The 19,815-nt window shown below is 72.2% G+C and carries 23 protein-coding genes; 11 read left to right on the top strand and 12 right to left on the bottom strand.

All coding sequences use genetic code 11. The features are described from left to right. Positions 1-56 precede the first annotated feature (56 nt). The 3 genes from CLV56_RS17655 to CLV56_RS17665 all read right to left on the bottom strand — a co-directional run bounded on the left by CLV56_RS17655 (position 57) and on the right by CLV56_RS17665 (position 2,641). Entirely contained in the window at positions 57-668 is a 612-nt protein-coding gene (locus CLV56_RS17655; protein ID WP_039340517.1) for a hypothetical protein, read from the bottom strand. Next, positions 665-2,053 carry a glycine--tRNA ligase gene (locus tag CLV56_RS17660; RefSeq protein WP_039340518.1) on the bottom strand — a complete coding sequence of 463 codons (1,389 nt, stop codon included), beginning with the start codon at positions 2,051-2,053 and terminating at the stop codon, positions 665-667. Before CLV56_RS17660 ends, CLV56_RS17655 begins: the two co-directional genes overlap by 4 nt. A 297-nt stretch (positions 2,054-2,350) precedes the next feature. Beyond that, positions 2,351-2,641: an antibiotic biosynthesis monooxygenase gene (locus CLV56_RS17665; protein ID WP_039340575.1), complete on the bottom strand. Its 291-nt coding sequence runs from the start codon at positions 2,639-2,641 to the stop codon at positions 2,351-2,353. 231 nt (positions 2,642-2,872) lie between these two features. On the opposite strand from CLV56_RS17665, the gene CLV56_RS17670 reads away from it, so the two are divergent. Genes CLV56_RS17670 through CLV56_RS17695 form a run of 6 tightly spaced genes read left to right on the top strand, consistent with a single transcriptional unit; the run spans position 2,873 to position 7,176 of the window. Further along, positions 2,873-3,139: a hypothetical protein gene (locus CLV56_RS17670; protein WP_039340520.1), complete on the top strand. Its 267-nt coding sequence runs from the start codon at positions 2,873-2,875 to the stop codon at positions 3,137-3,139. Between the two features lie 57 nt (positions 3,140-3,196). Continuing rightward, entirely contained in the window at positions 3,197-4,195 is a 999-nt protein-coding gene (locus CLV56_RS17675; RefSeq protein WP_039340522.1) for a metal ABC transporter substrate-binding protein, read from the top strand. Beyond that, positions 4,192-5,010 (top strand): metal ABC transporter ATP-binding protein, encoded by an 819-nt coding sequence (locus CLV56_RS17680; RefSeq protein WP_100415362.1) that lies wholly within the window; start codon positions 4,192-4,194, stop codon positions 5,008-5,010. The genes CLV56_RS17675 and CLV56_RS17680 overlap by 4 nt, the downstream gene beginning before the upstream one ends. Continuing rightward, positions 4,998-5,900 (top strand): metal ABC transporter permease, encoded by a 903-nt coding sequence (locus CLV56_RS17685; RefSeq protein WP_245857984.1) that lies wholly within the window; start codon positions 4,998-5,000, stop codon positions 5,898-5,900. The genes CLV56_RS17680 and CLV56_RS17685 overlap by 13 nt, the downstream gene beginning before the upstream one ends. Continuing rightward, positions 5,897-6,289: a Fur family transcriptional regulator gene (locus CLV56_RS17690; protein ID WP_039340524.1), complete on the top strand. Its 393-nt coding sequence runs from the start codon at positions 5,897-5,899 to the stop codon at positions 6,287-6,289. The genes CLV56_RS17685 and CLV56_RS17690 overlap by 4 nt, the downstream gene beginning before the upstream one ends. After that, positions 6,286-7,176: a 3-methyladenine DNA glycosylase gene (locus tag CLV56_RS17695; protein WP_245857985.1), complete on the top strand. Its 891-nt coding sequence runs from the start codon at positions 6,286-6,288 to the stop codon at positions 7,174-7,176. The genes CLV56_RS17690 and CLV56_RS17695 overlap by 4 nt, the downstream gene beginning before the upstream one ends. A gap of 89 nt (positions 7,177-7,265) precedes the next feature. Here CLV56_RS17695 and cimA read toward each other — a convergent pair whose 3' ends face one another. Further along, positions 7,266-8,894 (bottom strand): citramalate synthase, encoded by a 1,629-nt coding sequence (gene cimA, locus CLV56_RS17700; protein WP_100415363.1) that lies wholly within the window; start codon positions 8,892-8,894, stop codon positions 7,266-7,268. Positions 8,895-9,091: 197 nt separating this feature from the next. Here cimA and CLV56_RS17705 point away from each other — a divergent pair, with 197 nt between their 5' ends. Continuing rightward, positions 9,092-10,159 (top strand): NADP-dependent oxidoreductase, encoded by a 1,068-nt coding sequence (locus tag CLV56_RS17705; protein WP_039340529.1) that lies wholly within the window; start codon positions 9,092-9,094, stop codon positions 10,157-10,159. Continuing rightward, on the top strand, positions 10,156-10,854 hold the full coding sequence (locus CLV56_RS17710; protein ID WP_039340531.1) for a hypothetical protein: 699 nt from the start codon (positions 10,156-10,158) through the stop codon (positions 10,852-10,854). Before CLV56_RS17705 ends, CLV56_RS17710 begins: the two co-directional genes overlap by 4 nt. A gap of 198 nt (positions 10,855-11,052) precedes the next feature. Here CLV56_RS17710 and CLV56_RS17715 read toward each other — a convergent pair whose 3' ends face one another. The 3 genes from CLV56_RS17715 to CLV56_RS20700 are packed head-to-tail and all read right to left on the bottom strand — an operon-like array spanning position 11,053 to position 13,461. Beyond that, the gene (locus CLV56_RS17715) at positions 11,053-12,153 is read right to left on the bottom strand and encodes a branched-chain amino acid aminotransferase (protein ID WP_039340533.1); all 1,101 of its coding nucleotides are present in this window, start codon (positions 12,151-12,153) and stop codon (positions 11,053-11,055) included. 48 nt (positions 12,154-12,201) lie between these two features. Continuing rightward, on the bottom strand, positions 12,202-13,266 hold the full coding sequence (locus tag CLV56_RS17720) for a 3-isopropylmalate dehydrogenase (protein ID WP_039340534.1): 1,065 nt from the start codon (positions 13,264-13,266) through the stop codon (positions 12,202-12,204). 57 nt (positions 13,267-13,323) lie between these two features. Further along, positions 13,324-13,461, bottom strand: a complete 138-nt coding sequence (locus CLV56_RS20700; RefSeq protein WP_157805213.1) for a hypothetical protein — start codon at positions 13,459-13,461, stop codon at positions 13,324-13,326. A 285-nt stretch (positions 13,462-13,746) separates the two neighbouring features. Here CLV56_RS20700 and CLV56_RS17725 point away from each other — a divergent pair, with 285 nt between their 5' ends. Then, positions 13,747-14,310 carry an O-methyltransferase gene (locus CLV56_RS17725; protein WP_039340536.1) on the top strand — a complete coding sequence of 188 codons (564 nt, stop codon included), beginning with the start codon at positions 13,747-13,749 and terminating at the stop codon, positions 14,308-14,310. 14 nt (positions 14,311-14,324) lie between these two features. On the opposite strand, the gene CLV56_RS20705 is transcribed toward CLV56_RS17725, so the two are convergent. Both CLV56_RS20705 and yczE read right to left on the bottom strand, forming a co-directional pair. After that, complete coding sequence (locus tag CLV56_RS20705) at positions 14,325-14,465, bottom strand: hypothetical protein (RefSeq protein ID WP_157805214.1); 141 nt, start codon at positions 14,463-14,465, stop codon at positions 14,325-14,327. Between the two features lie 60 nt (positions 14,466-14,525). Further along, on the bottom strand, positions 14,526-15,260 hold the full coding sequence (gene yczE, locus CLV56_RS17730) for a membrane protein YczE (RefSeq protein WP_245857986.1): 735 nt from the start codon (positions 15,258-15,260) through the stop codon (positions 14,526-14,528). 62 nt (positions 15,261-15,322) lie between these two features. On the opposite strand from yczE, the gene CLV56_RS17735 reads away from it, so the two are divergent. Both CLV56_RS17735 and CLV56_RS17740 read left to right on the top strand, forming a co-directional pair. After that, entirely contained in the window at positions 15,323-16,822 is a 1,500-nt protein-coding gene (locus CLV56_RS17735; protein WP_039340588.1) for an aminotransferase-like domain-containing protein, read from the top strand. 73 nt (positions 16,823-16,895) lie between these two features. After that, a complete protein-coding gene (locus tag CLV56_RS17740) occupies positions 16,896-17,456 on the top strand; it encodes a hypothetical protein (protein WP_039340537.1) in 561 nt (186 codons plus the stop codon). Between the two features lie 237 nt (positions 17,457-17,693). Here the strand turns inward: CLV56_RS17740 and CLV56_RS17745 are convergent, their stop codons facing one another. From CLV56_RS17745 to thiE, 3 genes are read right to left on the bottom strand one after another with little or no spacing between them, the layout of a single operon-like run. Beyond that, positions 17,694-18,374 (bottom strand): TenA family protein, encoded by a 681-nt coding sequence (locus tag CLV56_RS17745; RefSeq protein WP_039340539.1) that lies wholly within the window; start codon positions 18,372-18,374, stop codon positions 17,694-17,696. After that, positions 18,371-19,171 (bottom strand): bifunctional hydroxymethylpyrimidine kinase/phosphomethylpyrimidine kinase, encoded by an 801-nt coding sequence (gene thiD, locus CLV56_RS17750; protein WP_039340541.1) that lies wholly within the window; start codon positions 19,169-19,171, stop codon positions 18,371-18,373. The genes CLV56_RS17745 and thiD overlap by 4 nt, the downstream gene beginning before the upstream one ends. Then, positions 19,168-19,815 carry a thiamine phosphate synthase gene (gene thiE, locus CLV56_RS17755; protein ID WP_211288185.1) on the bottom strand — a complete coding sequence of 216 codons (648 nt, stop codon included), beginning with the start codon at positions 19,813-19,815 and terminating at the stop codon, positions 19,168-19,170. Before thiE ends, thiD begins: the two co-directional genes overlap by 4 nt.

Consider the following 19,815-nt stretch of genomic DNA (forward strand, 5'->3'; position numbering starts at 1 on the left):
CAGGCGGCGGATCGGGTGGGCGAACGAGATTCGGGTCGACCCGTACGGTCGGCGCCTCAGCCGCGCAGGGTCCAGGACACCGGCGCCGCCAGGTCGTCGGTGCGGACCTGGATGCTGGTGAATGGCTTGCCCGGCTGCGTGAGGAAGACGTAGCACCGCTTCGCGACGTCGCCCTGGGCGAACGGCTTCGGCAGCGCACCGCCGGCACACTTCGTGAACGTCCCGCCCTTGAACGACGTCGGCGCCACGTACGTGTCCCCCGGATCGGCCGCGAAGACCGGAACCTTCGCGCCGCCGAGCGGGTCCGGTCCGTCGTTGCGGACGGTGACGTCGACGAGGTACGGCGTCGCCGCGGCGGTCTTGCCCGGCAGCGCCCACCCGTCGAGGTCGGCAGCCGTGCCCTTGCGGACCTTCGTCACGGTGACGGTGATCGCACTTGCCTTGTCACCGACCGGGTAGCCGATCGTCGCCGGCTTCCCGACGGCGACCGCGGTCCCCGCCTCGGTCAGCGTGACGCCGTCGGGCAGGTCGACCAACGACGTGGAGGTCGGGGTGTTCGCGTCGGCAGGCTCGGCGTCGTCGCTGCCGCTGCAGGCCGCGGTCACGGTGACGAGCGCGCCGACGAGCGCGACGGCCGCTGCGGGCCGCCGCCAGGTCGCCCACCTCACGCGCCGACCAGCCGGGTGGCGAGGTAGGCCGGAACCTGGTCCAGCGAGACGCGCTCCTGGGTCATCGTGTCGCGCTCGCGCACGGTGACGGCCTGGTCGTCGAGGGTGTCGAAGTCGACCGTGATGCAGAACGGCGTGCCGATCTCGTCCTGGCGGCGGTAGCGGCGACCGATCGCGCCGGCGTCGTCGAAGTCGACGTTCCACGCCGTACGGAGCTCGGCCGCGAGGTCGCGCGCGGCCGGGCTGAGCTTCTCGTTGCGCGACAGCGGCAGCACGGCGGCCTTGACCGGGGCGAGCCGCGGGTCGAGCGCGAGCATCGTGCGCTTGTCGACGCCGCCCTTGGCGTTCGGGGCCTCGTCCTCGCGGTACGCGTCGACGAGGAACGCCATCATCGAACGGTTCACACCTGCTGCGGGCTCGATGACGTACGGGGTCCAGCGCTCGCCGAGCTCCTGGTCGAAGTACGTGAGGTCGCTGCCGGAGTGCTTCGCGTGCGTGCCGAGGTCGAAGTCGGTGCGGTTGGCGACGCCCTCGAGCTCGCCCCACTCCGAGCCGGCGAACCGGAAGCGGTACTCGATGTCCACGGTGCGCTTGGAGTAGTGCGACAGCTTCTCGGCCGGGTGCTCGTACAGCCGCAGATTGTCGGCGGAGACGCCGAGGTCGGTGTACCAGCGCATCCGCTCGTCGATCCAGTACTGGTGCCACTCCTCGTCGCTGCCCGGCTTGACGAAGAACTCCATCTCCATCTGCTCGAACTCGCGCGTCCGGAAGATGAAGTTGCCCGGCGTGATCTCGTTGCGGAAGCTCTTGCCCATCTGGGCGATGCCGAACGGCGGCTTCTTGCGGGCCGCGGCCATCACGAGCGCGAAGTTCACGAAGATGCCCTGCGCGGTCTCCGGGCGCAGGTAGTGCAGCCCCTCCTCGGAGTCCACGGCGCCGAGGTACGTCTTGAGCAGGCCGGAGAACTGGCGCGGCTCGGTCCACTGGCCCCGGGTGCCGCAGTTCGGGCACGCCACGTCGGTCAGTGCCACGTCGTCGGGGTTGTCGATCCCCTTCTTCTCCGCGTACGCCTCCTGGAGGTGGTCCTCACGGAACCGCTTGTGGCAGTGCTGGCACTCGATCAGCGGATCGGTGAACACGTCCACGTGCCCGGACGCCTCCCACACCTGGCGCGGAAGGATCACCGACGAGTCGAGACCGACCACGTCGTCGCGCCGCTGCACCATCGCACGCCACCACTGGCGCTTGATGTTCTCCTTCAGCTCGACGCCCAGCGGACCGTAGTCCCAGGCGGAGCGGGTGCCTCCGTAGATCTCGCCGCTGGGGAAGACGAATCCCCGACGCTTGGAGAGGCTGACGATCTGGTCGATGGTGGAGGCAGGCACGGGGGTGCTTCCTTTCCGGCTGGGTTGTCGGCGGGCATCCGCGGGTCGCCGTGGCGTCCCGCGCCCGAAGGCCGGTCCAGGGTATCCGACCACGCCAGCACCCCCGTACGGACCGGTGCGGCTCTGGCGGTCTTCCCAGCCGGCTACGCAACCTGCCACCTGGCGCGGATGGTTTCCCCAGCCCGGCGGAGATCTGCGTTGCCAGGTGTGCGCCCACGGCGGGCCGTCCGATCCGGACGGCTCGAACGCAGGCACCTACGGCGGGGTGCGTGCGACAGCGGTGGGAGTACGGCGACATCAGCTGATGTCGCGAATCTCCTCGGTGTACGCAGTGGGCTCGTCGAGCGCCCGGGCGTACAACGGCGCCGCGTCGACCTTGACGGCGTACGCCGACAGCGCCCGCCGGTACGCGCCCACGCTCTCCCACCGGGTCGTGAAGGTCCACAGCGTCGGGTCGTCGAGGTTGCGCCCGAAGTACGCGTCGACGAACCCTCGCTGGGCGGACAGCGCCGTACGGGCGGCCGCGGCCTCCTCGACGACGGCGTCGGCGTCGGACGCGGGGACGCGCAGACGGGTGATCACCAGCATGCGCCGCATCGTACGAGCTGGGGTCTCGATCGCTCGCTCCGCTCGCGCCTCGACCGACGGGATGCAGGCCGAGCGAAGCCCACACCGCTCGTCGAGGCCGAGCGGAGCGAGGATCGAGACGCGACCATGGCCGGGGGTCTCGATCGCTCGCTCCGCTCGCGCCTCGACCGACGGAAAGGTCAGCACCCTCGCGCCTCGACCAGCAGACGGGCGCGCTGGCAGGATGACGCCATGCCGGACTCCCCGTCGTCGCTGCAGATCTTCCTCGCCACCCGCGCGGCGCGCATCATCGTGCCGATCGCCGCAGCGGTGCTGTTGATCGTGGGGCTCGCGGGGCCGGCGCTGCTCGGTGTCGTGGCGCTCGCGACGCTGGTCGCGGGGATCGCCTGGTGGTCGTCCACGCAGCCGGCGTCGGCGGGTACGGCGCGGCTGCGGGCCTTCGTGCTCGGGATCCTGGTCGCGCTGCTGGTCGCACGGTTGCTGACCTGGCTGCTGTGAGGCCATCGCGACCGGACCGTTTTTGATAATGGTTCTCAGTACCAATAGACTGCTCCCGTGAAGATCCGCACTGCCGCGCTCGCCGCCACCGCTGCCCTGACCGTTCCCGCCCTCGCCGCCTGCGGCTCCGACGGCTCCGCCGACGACGGCACGATCGACGTCGTCGCCGGCGCCTACCCCTTCGCCTGGGTGACCGAGCAGATCGGGGGGACCATGGTGGACGTGGACAACCTCACGCAGCCGGGGGTGGAGCCGCACGACCTGGAGCTGACTCCGAAGCAGGTCGGCGCGGTCAACGACGCGGACCTCGTGGTGTTCCTGCACGGCTTCCAGCCGCCGGTCGACGACGCGCTCGACCAGTCCGCGCTGTCCGACGAGGCGCGCCTCGACGTCGCGGACGTCGTCGACCTGCTCACGATGGACTCCGACGGCCACGAGCACGAGGCCGAGGTGGGCGAGCACGGCGAGGAGGAGCACGGCGAGGAGGAGCACGGCGAGGAGGAGCACGGCGCCGACGACGGGCACGACCACGGCTCCCTCGACCCGCACGTCTGGCTCGACCCGGCCCGGACCGCGCAGATCGCCGAGGCCGTACGAGACCGCCTGAGCGAGATCGACCCGGACAACGCCGCCGCCTACGACACGAACGCCACGAAGCTCCTCGACCGGCTCACCCGGCTCGACACCGACTTCTCCGACGGCCTCGCCTCCTGCACGCTCCGGACGTTCGTGACGAGCCACGCCGCGTTCGGCTACCTCGCGGACGCGTACGACCTCGAGCAGGTCCCGATCGCCGGGATCGAGCCGAACACCGAGCCGTCCCCGCAGGACCTCGTCGACATCGCCGATACGGTGGAGGCAGAAGGTGTCACGACGATCTTCACCGAGTCGCTGACGAGCCCGAAGATCGCCGAGACGGTCGCGAGCGAGACCGGAGCGACCACCGCGGTGCTCGACCCGATCGAAGGGCTCACCGACGACACCGCGGACGAGGACTACCTCTCCCTGATGCGCAGCAACCTCACGGCGCTGCAGAAGGCGAACGACTGCTCATGACCGACCACCCCCGTACGAGCCCGGTCGAGGCCTCCTCGGCTCAGCCGCTCGCGATCTCCGACCTGCGGGTGGCACTCGGCGGGCGCACGGTCGTACGGGGGGTCGACCTGACCGTGCGGCGCGGCGAGTTCGTCGTGCTGCTCGGCAGCAACGGGTCCGGCAAGTCCACGCTGATGCGCGCCGCCCTGGGGCTGCTGCCGACGCACGGAGGGGAGGTGCGGCTGTTCGGGACGCCGCTGCGGTCGTTCCGCGACCACGCCCGGATCGGCTACGTGCCCCAGCGCTCCACCGCTGCCTCGGGCGTCCCGTCGACCGTCAGGGAGGTCGTGATGAGCGGGCGGCTCGCACGGCGCCGGTTCGTCGGCGTCGCCGGTCGCGCCGACCGTGGAGCCGTCGCCGAGGCGATCAGCGCGGTGGGGATGGGGGCGTACGCGCACGCACCCGCCGCGGAGCTCTCCGGCGGCCAGCAGCAGCGCGTGATGATCGCCCGCGGGCTCGTCGGCGACCCGGACCTGCTCGTGCTCGACGAGCCGACCGCCGGCGTCGACCTCGCGCACCAGGTCTCGCTCGCGACCCTGTTCGGGCAGCTGCTCGCCGAGGGACGGTCGATCTTCATGATCGCGCACGAGCTCGGGCCGTTCGAGCCGCTGATCAACCGCGCCGTCGTGCTGCGCGACGGACGCGTGGCGTACGACGGGCCGTGCTCCGACGAACGCGTCGGCGCTTCCTCCGAGCCGCACAGCCAGCACCACCCGCACCTCGACGAGCCGCCGGGGTTCGTCGGCGTCGAGGGGACGGGGGCGTGGCCGTCGTGACCGAGATCCTGTCGTACGACTTCATGCAGCGCGCCCTGATCGCCGCCCTGCTGACCGGTCTGACCGCGCCCGCGATCGGGATGTACCTGGTCCAGCGTCGACTCTCCCTGCTCGGCGACGGGATCGGCCACATCGCGCTGACCGGCGTCGCCGTCGGGCTGATCACGAACACCCAGCCGCTGATCACCGCGGTGATCGTCAGCATCCTGGGGGCGGTGACGATCGAGCTGCTCCGGATGTACGGGCGGACCAGCGGCGACGTCGCGCTCGCGCTGCTGTTCTACGGCGGCATCGCCGGGGGCGTCATGCTGACGAACCTCGCCGGCGGGTCCGCAGCGACCTTGAACTCCTACCTCTTCGGGTCGATCACGACCGTCTCCGCCGGCGACCTCGCGGTCGTCGGTGCGCTCGCGGTCGTCGTGCTGGTGCTCGCCGTCGGGCTGTCGCCGCAGCTGTTCGCGGTCTGCCAGGACGAGGACCACGCCCGCGTCTCCGGCGTGCCGGTGCGGGCGTACGCGATGCTGATCGCGGTGCTCGCGGCCGTCACGGTGACCGTCTCCATGCGCACGGTCGGGCTGCTGCTCGTCTCGGCGCTGATGGTGGTCCCGGTCGCGACGGCACAGCAGGTGACGCGAAGCTTCCGCGGCACGTTCGCTCTCGCGATGGCGATCGGCACCCTCGCGGCCATCGCCGGGGTGTTCGGGAGCTACGAGATCAGCACCCAACCCGGGCCGACGATCGTGATCATCGCGCTCGCGCTGTTCCTCGTGGTGGCGCCGCTGGGCGGGCTCGCACGGCGGCTCCGACGCCGGCGGCGGTCGGGCACAGCACCGCCGGGCTCGGCACCGCCGGGACCCCCCGTACCGGCCGCCCCGGGGGGTGCAGCATGACCGAGCAGCCCGTCCGGACCACCCGGCAGCGCCGCGCCGTCGCCGCGGTGATGGCCGACCTCGACACGTTCTCCAGCGCCCGTGAGGTCCACGAGGCACTGCGGGACCGCGGCGAGTCCGTCGGCCTCGCGACCGTCTACCGCAACCTCCAGGCGCTCGCGGACGCCGACGAGATCGACCAGCTGCGCAACGACGACGGCGAGGTGCTCTACCGCCGCTGCGCGACCGAGCAGCACCACCACCACCTCGTGTGTCGGGTCTGCGGACGCACCGTCGAGGTCCTCGGCCCCGCGGTCGAGCGCTGGGCGGACCAGGTCGCGGCCGACCACGGGTTCCGCGACGTCGCGCACACCCTCGAGATCTCCGGGACCTGTGACCGTTGTTCGTGACGCTGCCCGAGTCCGACTGGACGGCCCGCGCCGCCGCGTACCGCGAACGCGCCGAGCCGTACGTCCGCGGGCGGCTCGAGCGTCGGGCGCGGGGTGAGAGGCACCCGGTCGACGACTTCCTGTTCGAGTACTACGGCTACTCCCCCGCACGCCTGACCCGCTGGCACCCGGGAGTCGGGACGCTGCTCGCCGGCGACGCGGCGGACGCGTACCTCGAGCTCGGCGCCTACCGTCGGTTCGACGCGTACGGGGGCGCTGCGTACGGGGGCGCGGTCGGGGCGGATCCGGCCCGGCTCGCGCACCGCGTCGATGGGCTGCGCTGGATCCGCGACCTGCTCGCGCTGACCGCGACGCGACCAGCGAAGCTCGACTGCTTCGGACTGCACGAGTGGGCGATGGTCTACCGCCAGCCGGCCGACGCCGTACGGCACGAGGCGTGGCCGCTGCGGCTCGGCTCCGCCGGCACGGACACGGTCGTCGAGACGCACCAGATCCGCTGCACGCACCACGACGCGTACCGCTTCTTCACCGACGACGCCGCCCCGCGCAACGCCCTGCGGCCGACCCGCGCGAACCAGCACGACCTCGAGCAGCCCGGCTGTCTGCACGCGGGGATGGACCTCTACAAGTACGCCGCGAAGCTCGTGCCGTACGGCGACTCGGACCTGATGCTGGACTGCTTCGACCTCGCGCGCGACCTGCGCGACCTGGACATGCGCGCGTCGCCGTACGACCTGGGCGACCTGGGGTACGAGCCGGTGCGGATCGAGACCGCCGACGGCAAGGCCGCGTACGTCCGTGAGCAGCGCGCGCTCGCCGACCGCGCGGCCCTCCTGCGGCGGCGCCTGCTCGCCGACGTCGAGCGTGTGCTCGCGTGGTGCCCCTGATCGCCCCGATCTGACGCGTTTCCCACCGAACGGGCCAGCCGGATCGGTGGGCAACGCGTCAGATCGGGGGCGCAACGTGCGCCGGCGGGTCAGGCGCCGTGGTGGCGCAGCCCGTACGTGACCGACGCGAGCAGGGCCTCCCAGGACGCCTCGACGATGTTGTGCCCGACCCCGACCGTGGTCCAGGACGTCGCGCCGTCGGAGGTCTCGATCAGCACGCGGATCCCGGCGTCGGTGCCGCTGGACTCGTCGAGGATGCGCACCCGGTAGTCGGTGAGGTGGAACGACGCGACGTCGGGGAACGCCCGCTCGATCGCCTGCCGCAGCGCGTGGTCGAGCGCGGCGACCGGACCGTTGCCCTCGCCGGTCGCGACGATCCGGTGGCCGCCGGCGTGGAGCTTCACGGTCGCCTCGCTCGGCGCCTCCTCGCCGGCCGCGTGGTGCGACTCGGTGATGACGCGCCACGACTCGACGTCGAAGAACGACGGCGGCGTGCCCTCGACCTCGGCGGCGAGCAGCAGCTCGAACGACGCGTCCGCGGCCTCGTACGTGTAGCCGGCCTGCTCGCGCTGCTTGACCAGGTCGGTGACCCGCGCGAGGGTCTCGGGGTCGTCGGTCAGGTCGAACCCGAGCTCCTTGCCCTTGAGCTCGATCGACGCCCGCCCGGCCATCTCCGAGACGAGCAGGCGCATGTCGTTGCCGACGTCGACCGGGTCGATGTGCTGGTACAGACCCGGGTCGACGCGGATCGCCGACGCGTGCAGCCCGGCCTTGTGCGCGAAGGCCGAGACGCCCGTGTACGGCTGGCGGGCCGACGGCGGGTAGTTCGTGACTTCCGCGATCGCGTGGGCGATCCGGCTCGCCTCGCGCAGCGCACCCGCGGGCATGACCTTCTGGCCGAGCTTGAGCTCGAGGTTCGCGACGGACGTGACGAGGTCGGCGTTGCCGGTCCGCTCCCCGTACCCGTTGATGCAGCCTTGGAGGTGCGTCGCACCCGCGGCGACCGCCGCGAGCGAGTTCGCGACGGCGCAGCCGGTGTCGTTGTGCGCGTGGATCCCGAGCCGCGCGCCGGTCGACTCCGCCACGTCGGCGACGATCTCGCTGACCCAGTGCGGGAGCATCCCGCCGTTCGTGTCGCACAGGACGACCACCTCGGCGCCCGCGTCGGCCGCGGTCCGGACCACCTCGAGGGCGTACGCGCGGTTGGCGCGGTAGCCGTCGAAGAAGTGCTCGCAGTCGAGGAAGACGCGCTGCCCGTGCTCGCGCAGGTACGAGACGGTGTCCCGGATCATCGCGAGGTTCTCCTCGAGCGTGGTGCGCAGCGCGAGCTCGACGTGACGGTCGTGGCTCTTCGCGACCAGGGTGACGACGGAGGCGCCGGAGTCGCGGAGCGCGGCCACCAGCGGGTCGTCGGCGGCGGCCGTACCGGCCCTCCGCGTCGCGCCGAATGCCGCGAGCGTCGCGTGCTTCAGCTCCAGCTCGGCCCGGGCGCGGGCGAAGAACGTGGTGTCCTTCGGGTTCGAGCCCGGCCAGCCGCCCTCGATGTAGCCGACGCCGAGGTCGTCGAGGTGGCGTGCGATCACGAGCTTGTCGGCGACCGAGAGGTTGAGCCCCTCCTGCTGGGCACCGTCGCGCATCGTCGTGTCGTACACGTGGAACGAGGGATCCGGCTGCGTGTCCGGCTGACGGCTCGTCTGGGCGTTCGTCTGGACGTTCATCGTTCGTTCTTCCTGCGGTGCGGGTGCGCGGTTGAGGCGTGCAGGGTGGGACGCCGTCGTCAGGCCAACAAAAAAGCCCCTCGGGGTACGAGAGGCTGCGCGTCGGACTCGGGTCTCGAGTCAGACGCGCTCGGGAATGATGAGGACCGTGACGGCCGCCGCGCGTGGCATGGCGCCCATCCTAGACTGGCGACACCATGACTTCCACCACAGCCCCCGTTGACGCGTCCACCACCAACCGCACCGTCCGCCTCGCCAGCCGCCCCACCGGCGAGCCCAGCGCCGAGAACTTCCGGATCGCCGACGAGCCCCTCCCCACCCCCGGTGACGGCGAGGTCCTGCTCCGCACGATCTACCTGTCGCTCGACCCCTACATGCGGGGCCGGATGTCCGACGCCGAGTCGTACGCCGCCCCGGTGCCGGTCGACGGCGTGATGGAGGGCGGCACGGTCTGCGAGGTGGTCGAGTCGCGGTCCGAGGCCCTGGAGCCGGGTGACATCGTGCTCGCGTACGGCGGCTGGCAGACGTACGTCGTGGCGCCCGCCAACCAGGTGCGCAGGCTCGACCCGACCCGCGCACCGATCTCGACGGCCGTCGGCGTGCTCGGCATGCCCGGCTTCACCGCGTACGCGGGGCTCCTCGAGATCGGCAAGCCGCAGGCCGGCGAGACCGTGGTGGTCGCGGCTGCGTCCGGACCGGTCGGCTCGGCCGTCGGGCAGATCGCGATGGTCAAGGGCGCCCGCGCCGTCGGGATCGCCGGCGGCCCGGAGAAGTGCGCGCACGTGAAGGACGAGCTCGGGTTCGACGCGGTGATCGACCACCGCGACCCCGAGTTCAAGGCGAAGCTGAAGGAGGCCACGCCGGACGGCATCGACGTCTACTTCGAGAACGTCGGCGGCAAGGTCTTCGACGCGGTCCTGCCGCGGATGAACACGTACGGCCGGATCCCGCTGTGCGGCCTGGTCTCGCAGTACAACCTGACCCGCCTCCCCGACGGCCCGAACCGCGTCCCGTCGGTGATGCAGCGGATCCTCACCAAGAGCCTGACGGTGCGGGGATTCATCCAGAACGAGTTCGTGAAGGCGCACTACAAGCAGTTCCAGGCCGACATGGCGCAGTGGATCGCCGACGGCGCGGTGCGCTACCGCGAGGACGTCGTCGAGGGGCTCGACAACGCGCCCGAGGCGTTCCTCGGCATGCTGCGCGGGACCAACTTCGGCAAGCTCGTCATCCAGGTCGGCGCCGACCCGACGCAGTCCGCGTGACCGGCGAGCGGCCCGTCGACGTCCCGGACTCGGTCACGGCGCTCTACGTCGTCCTCACCGACGAGCCGCTGGAGTCCGACCTGCCCGCTCCCCCGGTGCCGCCGCCCAGCCTGCTGCTCGCGCGCGGGTCGTCGCCGAAGGCGGTCGCGTACGCGGAGGGCCTGGTGCACGCGATCGCCGTGACCGAGGAGGGTCCGACGGCCGACGCGCTCGGCGTCCACCGCCGGGCGCAGGAGCGGGCCCGGGCTCTGGCGGCGGAGCACGTCGGCGCGGCGGTCGACGTCGCGGTCCCGCGGCTCGTCGGCGGGTCGGTCCCGCACCCGGACCAGGTGCGGGCGACCGACTGGTTCGTGCTGGAGCACCCCGACGACGCCACCACGACCACGCACGGGATCGCTCGGGTCGGGGTGCCCGAGCTCGTGGCGGCGCAGGTGCCGCCCGGGCAGCTGCCGATGTACGACGCGGTGCTGACCGGGCTCGCGCAGCGCGTGCTCGAGGAGTGGCCGGACCACGACCCCGTCGGTCCCGCCACGATCACGCTGCGCGACGTCGCCCGGGGGTACGGCGACGCGTCCGCCGGCGGGGAGGACCCGACCCTCGCGCGGAGCATCGACGTGACCCTCGCGTACGACGAGGACGCCGACCTCCTCGCCGTCACGCTGCACGACGACCCCGCGACCGCTCTCTTCGCGTAGGCGGGGTCTCGATCACTCGCTTCGCTCGCGCCTCGACCAGCGGAGCGGGAAACGCAGCAGCACAACCACGCTCGTCGAGGCCGAGCGCAGCACAACCACGCTCGTCGAGGCCGAGCGCAGCACAACCACGCTCGTCGAGGCCGAGCGCAGCGAGGATCGAGACGGCGCCCACCCCCGACCAGCGGGGTACGGCAGGGATCAGGCGATGCGGTGCATCCAGCCGTGGGGGTCGTCCGCCCGACCGTACTGCAGGTCGATCAGCGCCTCGCGGATCGCCATCGTGACCTTGCCGCCCTCACCGTCGCTGGACACGGCCTCGCCGTCGGGCCAGCGCAGCGCGCCGACCGGCGTGACGACCGCGGCCGTCCCGCAGGCGAACACCTCGGTGACCCGCCCGGAGGTGACGCCGTCGATCCACTCGTCGATGCTGAACCGCCGCTGCTCGACCGTGTGCCCGAGATCGGCGGAGATGGTCGCGATCGCGTCACGGGTGATCCCCTCGAGGATCGAGTCGCTGTGCGGCGTGACGATCGTGCCGTCGTCGTGGACGAAGTAGAGGTTCATCCCGCCGAGCTCCTCGACGTAGCGGTGCTCGCCGGAGTCCAGGAACACGACCTGCTCGCACCCGTGCTCGGCCGCGATCTGCTGCGGCAGCAGGCTGGAGGCGTAGTTGCCTCCGCACTTGGCCGCGCCCGTACCACCGGACCCTGCCCGGCCGTACTCCCGGGACAGCCAGATGTTGACCGGCTTGACGCCGCCGGAGAAGTACGCGCCGGCGGGCGAGGCGATCACGCAGTACGTGACGTGCTGGCTCGGCCGGACGCCGAGGAACACCTCGGAGGCGAACATGAACGGCCGGAGGTACAGGCTCGTCTCGCCGCCGCTGGGGACCCAGCCGCGATCGGCCTGGACGAGCGCCTCGATCGATCCGAGGAACCAGTCGGTCGGCAGCTCGGGCAGCGCCAGCCGGTGCGCGGAGCGTTGCATGCGGGCGGCATTCTCGTCCGGGCGGAACGCCCAGATCGAGCCGTCCTCGTGCGCGTACGCCTTCAGGCCCTCGAAGATCTCCTGGGCGTAGTGCAGGACCGCGGTTGCGGGGTCGACGGACAGCGGCCCGTACGGCGCGAGCCGGGCGTCGTGCCATCCGGCCTCCGGCGTCCACTCGGCGAGGAACATGTGGTCGGTGAAGTGCTTGCCGAACCCCGGGGAGGCCAGGATCTCGGCGCGACGCTCCGCCGGCACGGGAGCAGGATTGGGCTCCGTGTCATAGGTGAACGGGGCATCGGTGAGGTTGGTCATATCAGGCACGCTATCTAACCAATCGGTCGGTGACGAGAGGGGCTGCGGTCACGCCCCGGCTACGTCTCCGGCCACGCGCGCCGCGATGGCCTCCCCCACCTCCTTGGTGGTCCGGGGACCCGTCCGCTCGGTGATGTCGGCCATGATCGCGGCGTCGATCGCCGCGGCCGCCTCGGGCAGACCGAGGTGGTCGAGCATGAGCGCGACCGAGCCGATGGCGGCCGTCGGGTCCGCCTTGCCCTGACCGGCGATGTCCGGCGCCGAGCCGTGCACGGGCTCGAACATGCTGGGCGCGGTGCCGTCGGGGTTGACGTTGCCGCTGGCCGCGAGGCCGATGCCCCCGGAGATCGCGCCGGCGAGGTCGGTGATGATGTCGCCGAAGAGGTTGTCGGTGACGATCACGTCGAACCGCGCCGGGTCGGTCGTCATGAAGATCGTCGCCGCGTCGACGTGCAGGTAGTCCACGGTGACGTCCGGGAACTCCGGCGCCACCTCGTCGACGACCCGCGACCAGAGGCCGCCGGCGTGGACGAGGACGTTCGTCTTGTGCACGAGCGTGAGCTTCTTGCGGCGGGACTGGGCGCGGCGGAACGCATCCCGCACCACCCGCTCCACCCCGTACGCGGTGTTGAGGCTGACCTCGGTGGCCACCTCGTGCCGCGTCCCTGCGCGCAGCCGGCCGCCGTTGCCCGTGTAGGGGCCCTCGGTGCCTTCGCGCACCACCACGAAGTCGACCTCGCCCGGATCACGGAGCGGAGTGGCGACGCCGGGGTAGGTCTTGGTCGGCCGCAGGTTCACGTAGTGGTCGAGCTCGAAGCGCAGACGCAGGAGCAGGTTGCGCTCCAGGAGTCCGGCGGGAATCCGGGGATCGCCCGGCCTGCCGCCGATCGCGCCGAGCAGGATCACGTCGTGACCGCGAATCTCGGCGAGAGTCTCGTCGGTCAGCACCTCCCCCGTCTCCAGGTAGCGCTCGGCGCCCAGCTCGTACGGGGTCTGCGTGAAGCTGAACCCGTGGATGCGGGCGGTCTCGTCGAGGACGCGGAGTGCCTCGGAGACCACCTCGGGGCCGATGCCGTCGCCAGGGATGACGGCCAGGGAGAAGCTGCGTGTCATGGCTCGTACTCTATCGTCGCCGGTCCCAGAATCTGATACCGGCATCTCGGATAATGGTCAGTTGTCGTCCGGGCGCGGGCCGCCGTTGTCGCGCAGATCCAGCGCGGTCTGGACAGCGTGCCAGGCGTCGCTCGACTCGGCGTGGCCGTCGCGGTGACGGCTCGGGCCCCACTCGGTGGACTGCATCTCGTACATGTTCCTTCTCCTGTCAGCTCTCGGGACGCTGCCTGCGTCGGAACCGAGTCCCCGGAGGAGAACGGATGCGGTGTGCGGATCCTCGCTGCGGGTCGTCGGCCAACGACAAGCACCGCGGCGAGGTGTCGGCCTAAGAGGCCTCGCCGCGGCAGTCGAGGATTACGACCAGCTTCCGCATGATGGAGTCAGGCTAAGCCGGACCCGGGGTCGAGACCACCGGTTGTGCACGGATGTCCCACGATTCGAGACGCCGATCTCTCGGGGTGGGTGTGAAAGACTGACGCCGTGAGCGCCCCCACCGAAGTGCCGCCGCTCGTCGGCCGCGCCCTCGACCTCTCGCGTCGCAAGGGATTCATCACCGCGACCCGCCACGAGACGGGCCGGCTCCTGGCCGCGCTCGCCGCGTCGAAGACCGGCACGCTCGCCGAGCTCGGCACAGGCTGCGGCGTCGGGTCGGCCTGGCTGGCCAGCGGTGTCGGCAAGGGCACGCGCATCGTCAGCGCCGAGCTCGACCCGGCGCTCGCGGAGGCGGTGCAGGACCTCTTCGCGGAGTGCGGTTCGGTCGAGGTGACGGCCGGCGACTGGAGCGCGCTGGAGCAGTACGCCCCGTTCTCGCTGCTGTTCGTGGACGTACGGGACGTCAAGCGCAGCGTCGACCTGGTCGCGGACCTGACGGAGCCGGGCGGCATCGCGGTCCTCGACGACTTCACGCCGTCGCAGACCTGGCCCCCGATCTACGAGGGTCGCGTCGACACGGTCCGCGAGCAGTGGCTCACCGACGAACGGTTCGTCGCGGTCGAGGTGATGGTCGCACCGGACGCGTCGGTCATCCTCGCCACCCGGGTCTGACCCGCGCGCCGCGCTCACAGGCGCGGCGTCCGGGTGTCGAAGCCGCGGTGCGTGCTCACGCGACGCGGCGCCGCCTCGATCGCCGACCACAACGTCACGATGGCGATCGACACCACGATCGCGGCGATCGCGATCGCACTCATGATCTCGTCCATGACCCTCCCCCTCTCCGGTGCCTGACGGTTCAGGTGGTGCGATCACCACCTGCGCCGTTCTCACGACGACAGATTCGTCCTCTGAGGTACGTGCGAACCTCGGCCATCTGCCGCAGTCGCTACCTCAGATCGCGGCCGCGTCAGGGACGACGCCATCGACGGCGCGACGGCGACCCACGGCAGGAACGCCTGCACGATCGGCCCGATCGCCAGCGCGTACAGCACGGTCCCGACTCCGACCGTGCCGCCGAGCACGAACCCGATCGCCAGGACCGCCACCTCGACGCCGGTCCGCATCATCCGCACGCTCCGCCCCGTACGGCGGACGAGTCCCAGGAACAGCCCGTCACGCGGGCCGGGCCCGAGCCGCGCCCCGATGTAGAGCGCGCCGGCCAGTCCGTTGAGGACGACCCCGGCAACCAGCATCGCGGCACGGAGCGCCAGCGAGTCGGGCTGGTGGAGGAGCGCGAGGCCCTGGTCGACGGCGATCCCGATCAGTACGACGTTGAGGACCGTGCCGAGCCCGGGCGCCTGGCGCAGCGGGATCCACAGCAGCAGGACCGCGGCGCCGACGACGATCACGATCTGCCCGAACGTGAGCGGCACGATCCGGGTCAGCCCTTCGTGGAACACGTCCCACGGATCCAGCCCGAGCCCGGCCTCGATCATCAGCGCCATCGACCAGCCGTAGAGCATCAGGCCTGAGACCAGCTGCGGCAGACGGCGCCCCAGCCCGCCGGAGCGGATCTGCGCGAGCGGGGAGAGCGTGTCAGGAACGAACGGATCGCGAGCCATGCCCTCAAGAATGGTCCTGATTGGACTACTTTTCGATAGCCAATCATGGGATAGTGGCTTACGTGACCACTCCCACTGTGTCCGCATCGCGGCTCCGCGCCCTGCTCGACCTCGACGAGGCCGACGTGCCTGGCTACCGCGAGCTCGCCGACACGATCCGGCTCCTCGTGCTGGACGGTCGGATCGCTGCGGGGACGCGCCTGCCGAGCGAGCGCGAGCTCACGACCGCCCTGCCCGTCAGCCGCACGACGGTCACCCGGGCGTACGCGACGCTGCGGGAGGTCGGGTTCGTGTCGTCGCGGCGTGGTTCGGGGAGCACGGTCACCCTGCCTGCCGGGCACCGCCCGCGGTCGTCGACGCCCCGCGGTACCGCGGCGGTCGCCTGGACCGTCGCCGCGGGCCCGGCCGCCGCCGGAGTCGGACGGGCGTACGCAGCCGCGCTCGAGCGGCTGCCGGCGTACCTCCCGCACAGCGGGTACGAGACCGCGGGCGTCGCCGTGCTGCGGGAACGGATCGCGCAGCGCTACGCCGACCGGGGCCTGCCGACCGATCCCGAGCAGATCGTCGTCACGTCCGGCGCGATGGCGGCCTTGAACCTCGTCGCGAGGACGGTGATGTCCCGCGGCGAGCGGTGCGCGGTCGAGAGCCCGACGTACCCGAACGCCATCGACGCCCTGCGCCGCGACGGTGTCCGGCTGCACGGCATCGCCCACGACGGCGAGCGGCTCGACGTCGACGCCCTCGCCGCGACGCTGCGGGCGGCCCCGGTCGGGTGGGCCTACCTCATCCCCGACTTCCACAACCCCACCGGCGCGCTCGCCGACGACGAGGACCGGGCCGGGTCCGCAGCGGTCCTGCGCCGGGCGTCCGCGACCCCGATCGTCGACGAGACGATGGTCGACATCGCGCTGGGTCGGCCGGGCGCCCCGAGCGGTGGACCACGAGGCGTTGGAGCGCCAGGCAGTGGAGCGCCAGGCGGTGGTGCGCCAGAGATGCCCCTCCCGTACGCGGCGCACCACCCCGGCGCGATCACGCTCGGATCCGCGAGCAAGTCGTACTGGGGCGGCCTGCGAGTCGGGTGGATCCGCGCCCCGCACGCCCTCGTACCGCGGCTCGTCGCCGCCCGCGAGACCGGCGACCTCGGGACCCCGGTGCTGGAGCAGCTCGCGGTCGCCGAGCTCCTCGACGACCGCGAGAACGTGCTGGCGGAGCGGCTCGGCCAGGCACGGCGTGCCCGAGACGCCCTGCTCGCTGCGCTCGGCGAGTCCCCGTTCGACGGATGGCGCCCGAACCGTCCCGCCGGTGGCCTCTCGCTCTGGATTCGCCTCCCCGCCCGGGCGTCGACGCGGCTCGTGCTCGCCGCCGAGCAGCACGACCTGCTGCTCACGGCCGGGCCGCGGTTCTTCGTCGACGGCGGTGGCGAGACCGCCCTGCGGCTGCCGTACGGACCCGAGTCCGGCGAACCCGACGACGCGCTGGCCCGGCTCGCGGCGGCGTGGGAGGACGTCCGCAGCGGGCGGACCCTCCCTCCCGTCCGCCGTGCGACACCGCTCACGGCCTGACGGCGAGTCGGTCCTGCCGCACCGCGTACGCTGATGCCGCCGACCGGGGGCACCCAACCGCAGGAGAGACTTCATGAGTGACGTTGGGGTCTGGCGATCGCCGAGCCTGCGGTCGGACCTCGTCAAGGTGGCGACGCCCGCCGCGATCATGATGTGCTGCGCGGTCCTCGTCGTCGGTGGCCCGTTCTTCCCCGGCCGCGCCGACCTCGTCCTCCCGATCGGCGTCGTCGTCGTGGTGGTCGCGACCGCGCTCCGCGTGCGGCACTGGCACACGCGGTTCGGGGGCCGCGAGCTCGTCTCGAGCGTGACCGCCCTCGGCATGCGGGACCGCACCGGCAAGGAGCTCGCTTCGGTCACCTGGACCGAGGTCGACTACGTCGCCGTGATCCTTCCGAACATCGGGGTCTTCCAGCTCCTCGATCTGCTGTGGGGCGCGCCCGAGTTCGGCTGGGTCTACGTACGCACCCGGGGCCGCGGGAGTGCCGAAGCGTGGGATCTGCCGATCGCATCGAAGGGGTCCGTGGACTCCGTCGTGGGGTTCCTCCGTCACGAGGCGTGGCAGCACGGCTTGACGGTCAACGTCCTCTCGCAGTCCGAGCTGCGGCGCGCCGACTCGACGTCCGACTCGGTCTGAGCCGAGCCGACCGGCGCGGCACGTCCCGACGTACGCGCCTGCGGTCGATACTCCTGGACGCAGGCGCCTGCGTTCCGCAGCCGCAGGCGGTTCCAACGCAGGCACGTCCGCCCGCCGCGTCCCACCGGCGACGCAGATGCCTGCAGCGCGACCGGCCTGCGGTACGGAACGCAGGCACGTCCGTGGTCGTGGACCGAACGCAGGCACGTTCCGTACGGCGAACCTGGACGCCGATCGTCAGGCAGCTCCGCCGGCCTCCGGCCAGGTCTCCCCGCGCCAGGACGCGTCCCAGAACATCCACTCGAACCGCGTCGCCCGGACGTACGCCGCGAGCATCTCCGCGCGCCGCCCCGGGGCCGCCGCGGCCGCGAGCTTGTCGGTCCAGTCCTCCACCCGCGTGACCGCCGCGTCGAACGCGGGGTCGGAGTAGGTGTCGATCCACGCGCGGTACGGGTGGTCGGGGTCGGCGGCGCGCGCAGCGATGGCGCGTCCGACCTCGAGGTAGACCCGGAAGCACGGCAGGACGCCGGCGAGACCGACCTCCACCGGCGCGTACGCCGCGTCGGTCTGGAGCGTGCCCACGTAGGCGCGACAGGTCGGCGTCGGCTCCGCAGCGTCGGGCGAGTCGGGATCGATCCCGAGCGGTGCGAGGAACTGCTGGTGCAGCAGCCGTTCGGCGTCGACGGCCTCCGCGGCGGCGCGGGCCAGGTCCGCCGCGAGTGCGGGTTCGCCGGCGCGGGCCGACAGCATCGCCAGCGTCCCGGCGTACGACGCGAGGTAGTGCGCGTCGTCGAGCAGGTAGCGCGTGTAGACCTCGGTCGGCAGCGTCCCGTCGGCCAGCCCGCTGACGAACGGGTGGGCGAGGATCGCGTCGTACCAGTCCGCGACCTCGTCCCAGGCGTCGGCCGAGAAGCTCATCGTGTCCTCCAGAGGTGGTCGACGGGCCCGTGCCCGTGCCCGATCTCGAGGTCGGCGCCGGCGTCCAGCGCGCCGTCCAGGTAGTCCTTGGCGGCCCCGACGGCGTCGCGCAGCGCGAGGCCCGAGGCGATCCCGGACGCGATCGCCGACGACAGCGTGCAGCCGGTGCCGTGGGTGTTGCGGGTCGCGACCCGCGGCGACGCGTACGCCCGCACGCCCGCGGTGTCGGCGAGCACGTCGACGCTCTCGGGACCGCCGAGGTGGCCGCCCTTGACCAGTGCCGCTGCGGCACCGGCCTCGCGCAGCGCCCGGGAGGCCGCGCCCAGGTCGTCGACGCTCCGCGCCGGCGCGACCCCGGCGAGCACCGCGGCCTCGGGGACGTTCGGGGTGACGACCGTGGCCCTCGGCACGAGCCGGTCGCGGATCGCCTCGACCGCGTCCTCCGGCACGAGCCGGTCCCCCGACGTCGCCACCATCACCGGGTCGAGCACGACGGGGACGTCGGTGCCGGCGAGGACCTCGGCGACCGCGTCGACGACGTCGGCCGTGCCGAGCATGCCGATCTTGATCGCGCCGACCTCGAGGTCGTCCAGCACCGCGCGGACCTGGTCGGCCACGAACGCCGGCGGGACACCGTGGATCCCGGTCACGCCCCGGGTGTTCTGGACGGTGAGCGCGGTCAGCGCCGCTGCGCCGTACACCCCGAGCGCCGTGGCGGTCTTGAGGTCGGCCTGGATCCCGGCTCCGCCCGACGGGTCGGAGCCGGCGATCGACAGCATCACGGGCACGCTGGTCATCGCATGCTCCTCTCGTCCAGCGCGGCATCCACGACCCGGCGCAGCCCGATCGCGGCGCCGTACGGGTCGGGGGCGGCGCAGATCGCCGACACCACGCAGATCCCGTCGGCACCGGCGTCGATCACCGACGCGGCGTTGGTCGCGTCGATGCCGCCGATCGCGAGCAGCGGCACCTCGGGCGGTACGGCGTCGCGCAATCGGCGGACGCCGTCGAGCCCCCACGGCGCGGTGGTGTCGGGCTTTGTCGGCGTCGGCCAGACCGGGCTCACCGCGAGGTAGTCGGACGCGGCGAGCGCCTCGGCGTCGTCGAGCTGCGCGAGGTCGTGCAACGACCAACCGATCACGCGGTCGGGGCCGAGCGCTTCACGGGCGGCCGCCGGGTGCAGGTCGTCCGGGCCGACGTGCAGCCCGGCGCCCTCGACCGCCAGCGCGGCGTCGATGTCGTCGTTGACCACGAACGTGGTGCCGATCGGAGCGAGCCGCTCGGCCGCCTCAGCGGCCCGCCGTACGCGCTCGGCGGGCGATGCGCCCTTGAGCCGGAGCTGGATCGTCGCCGCACCGCCCAGCGCAGCCTGCTCCAGCACGTCGATCAGGTCCGAGCCTAGCGGGACGTCGCCCGAGACCAGGTAGAGCCGCAGGTCCAT

The sequence above is a fragment of the Mumia flava genome (assembly GCF_002797495.1).
Lineage (GTDB): Bacteria > Actinomycetota > Actinomycetes > Propionibacteriales > Nocardioidaceae > Mumia > Mumia flava.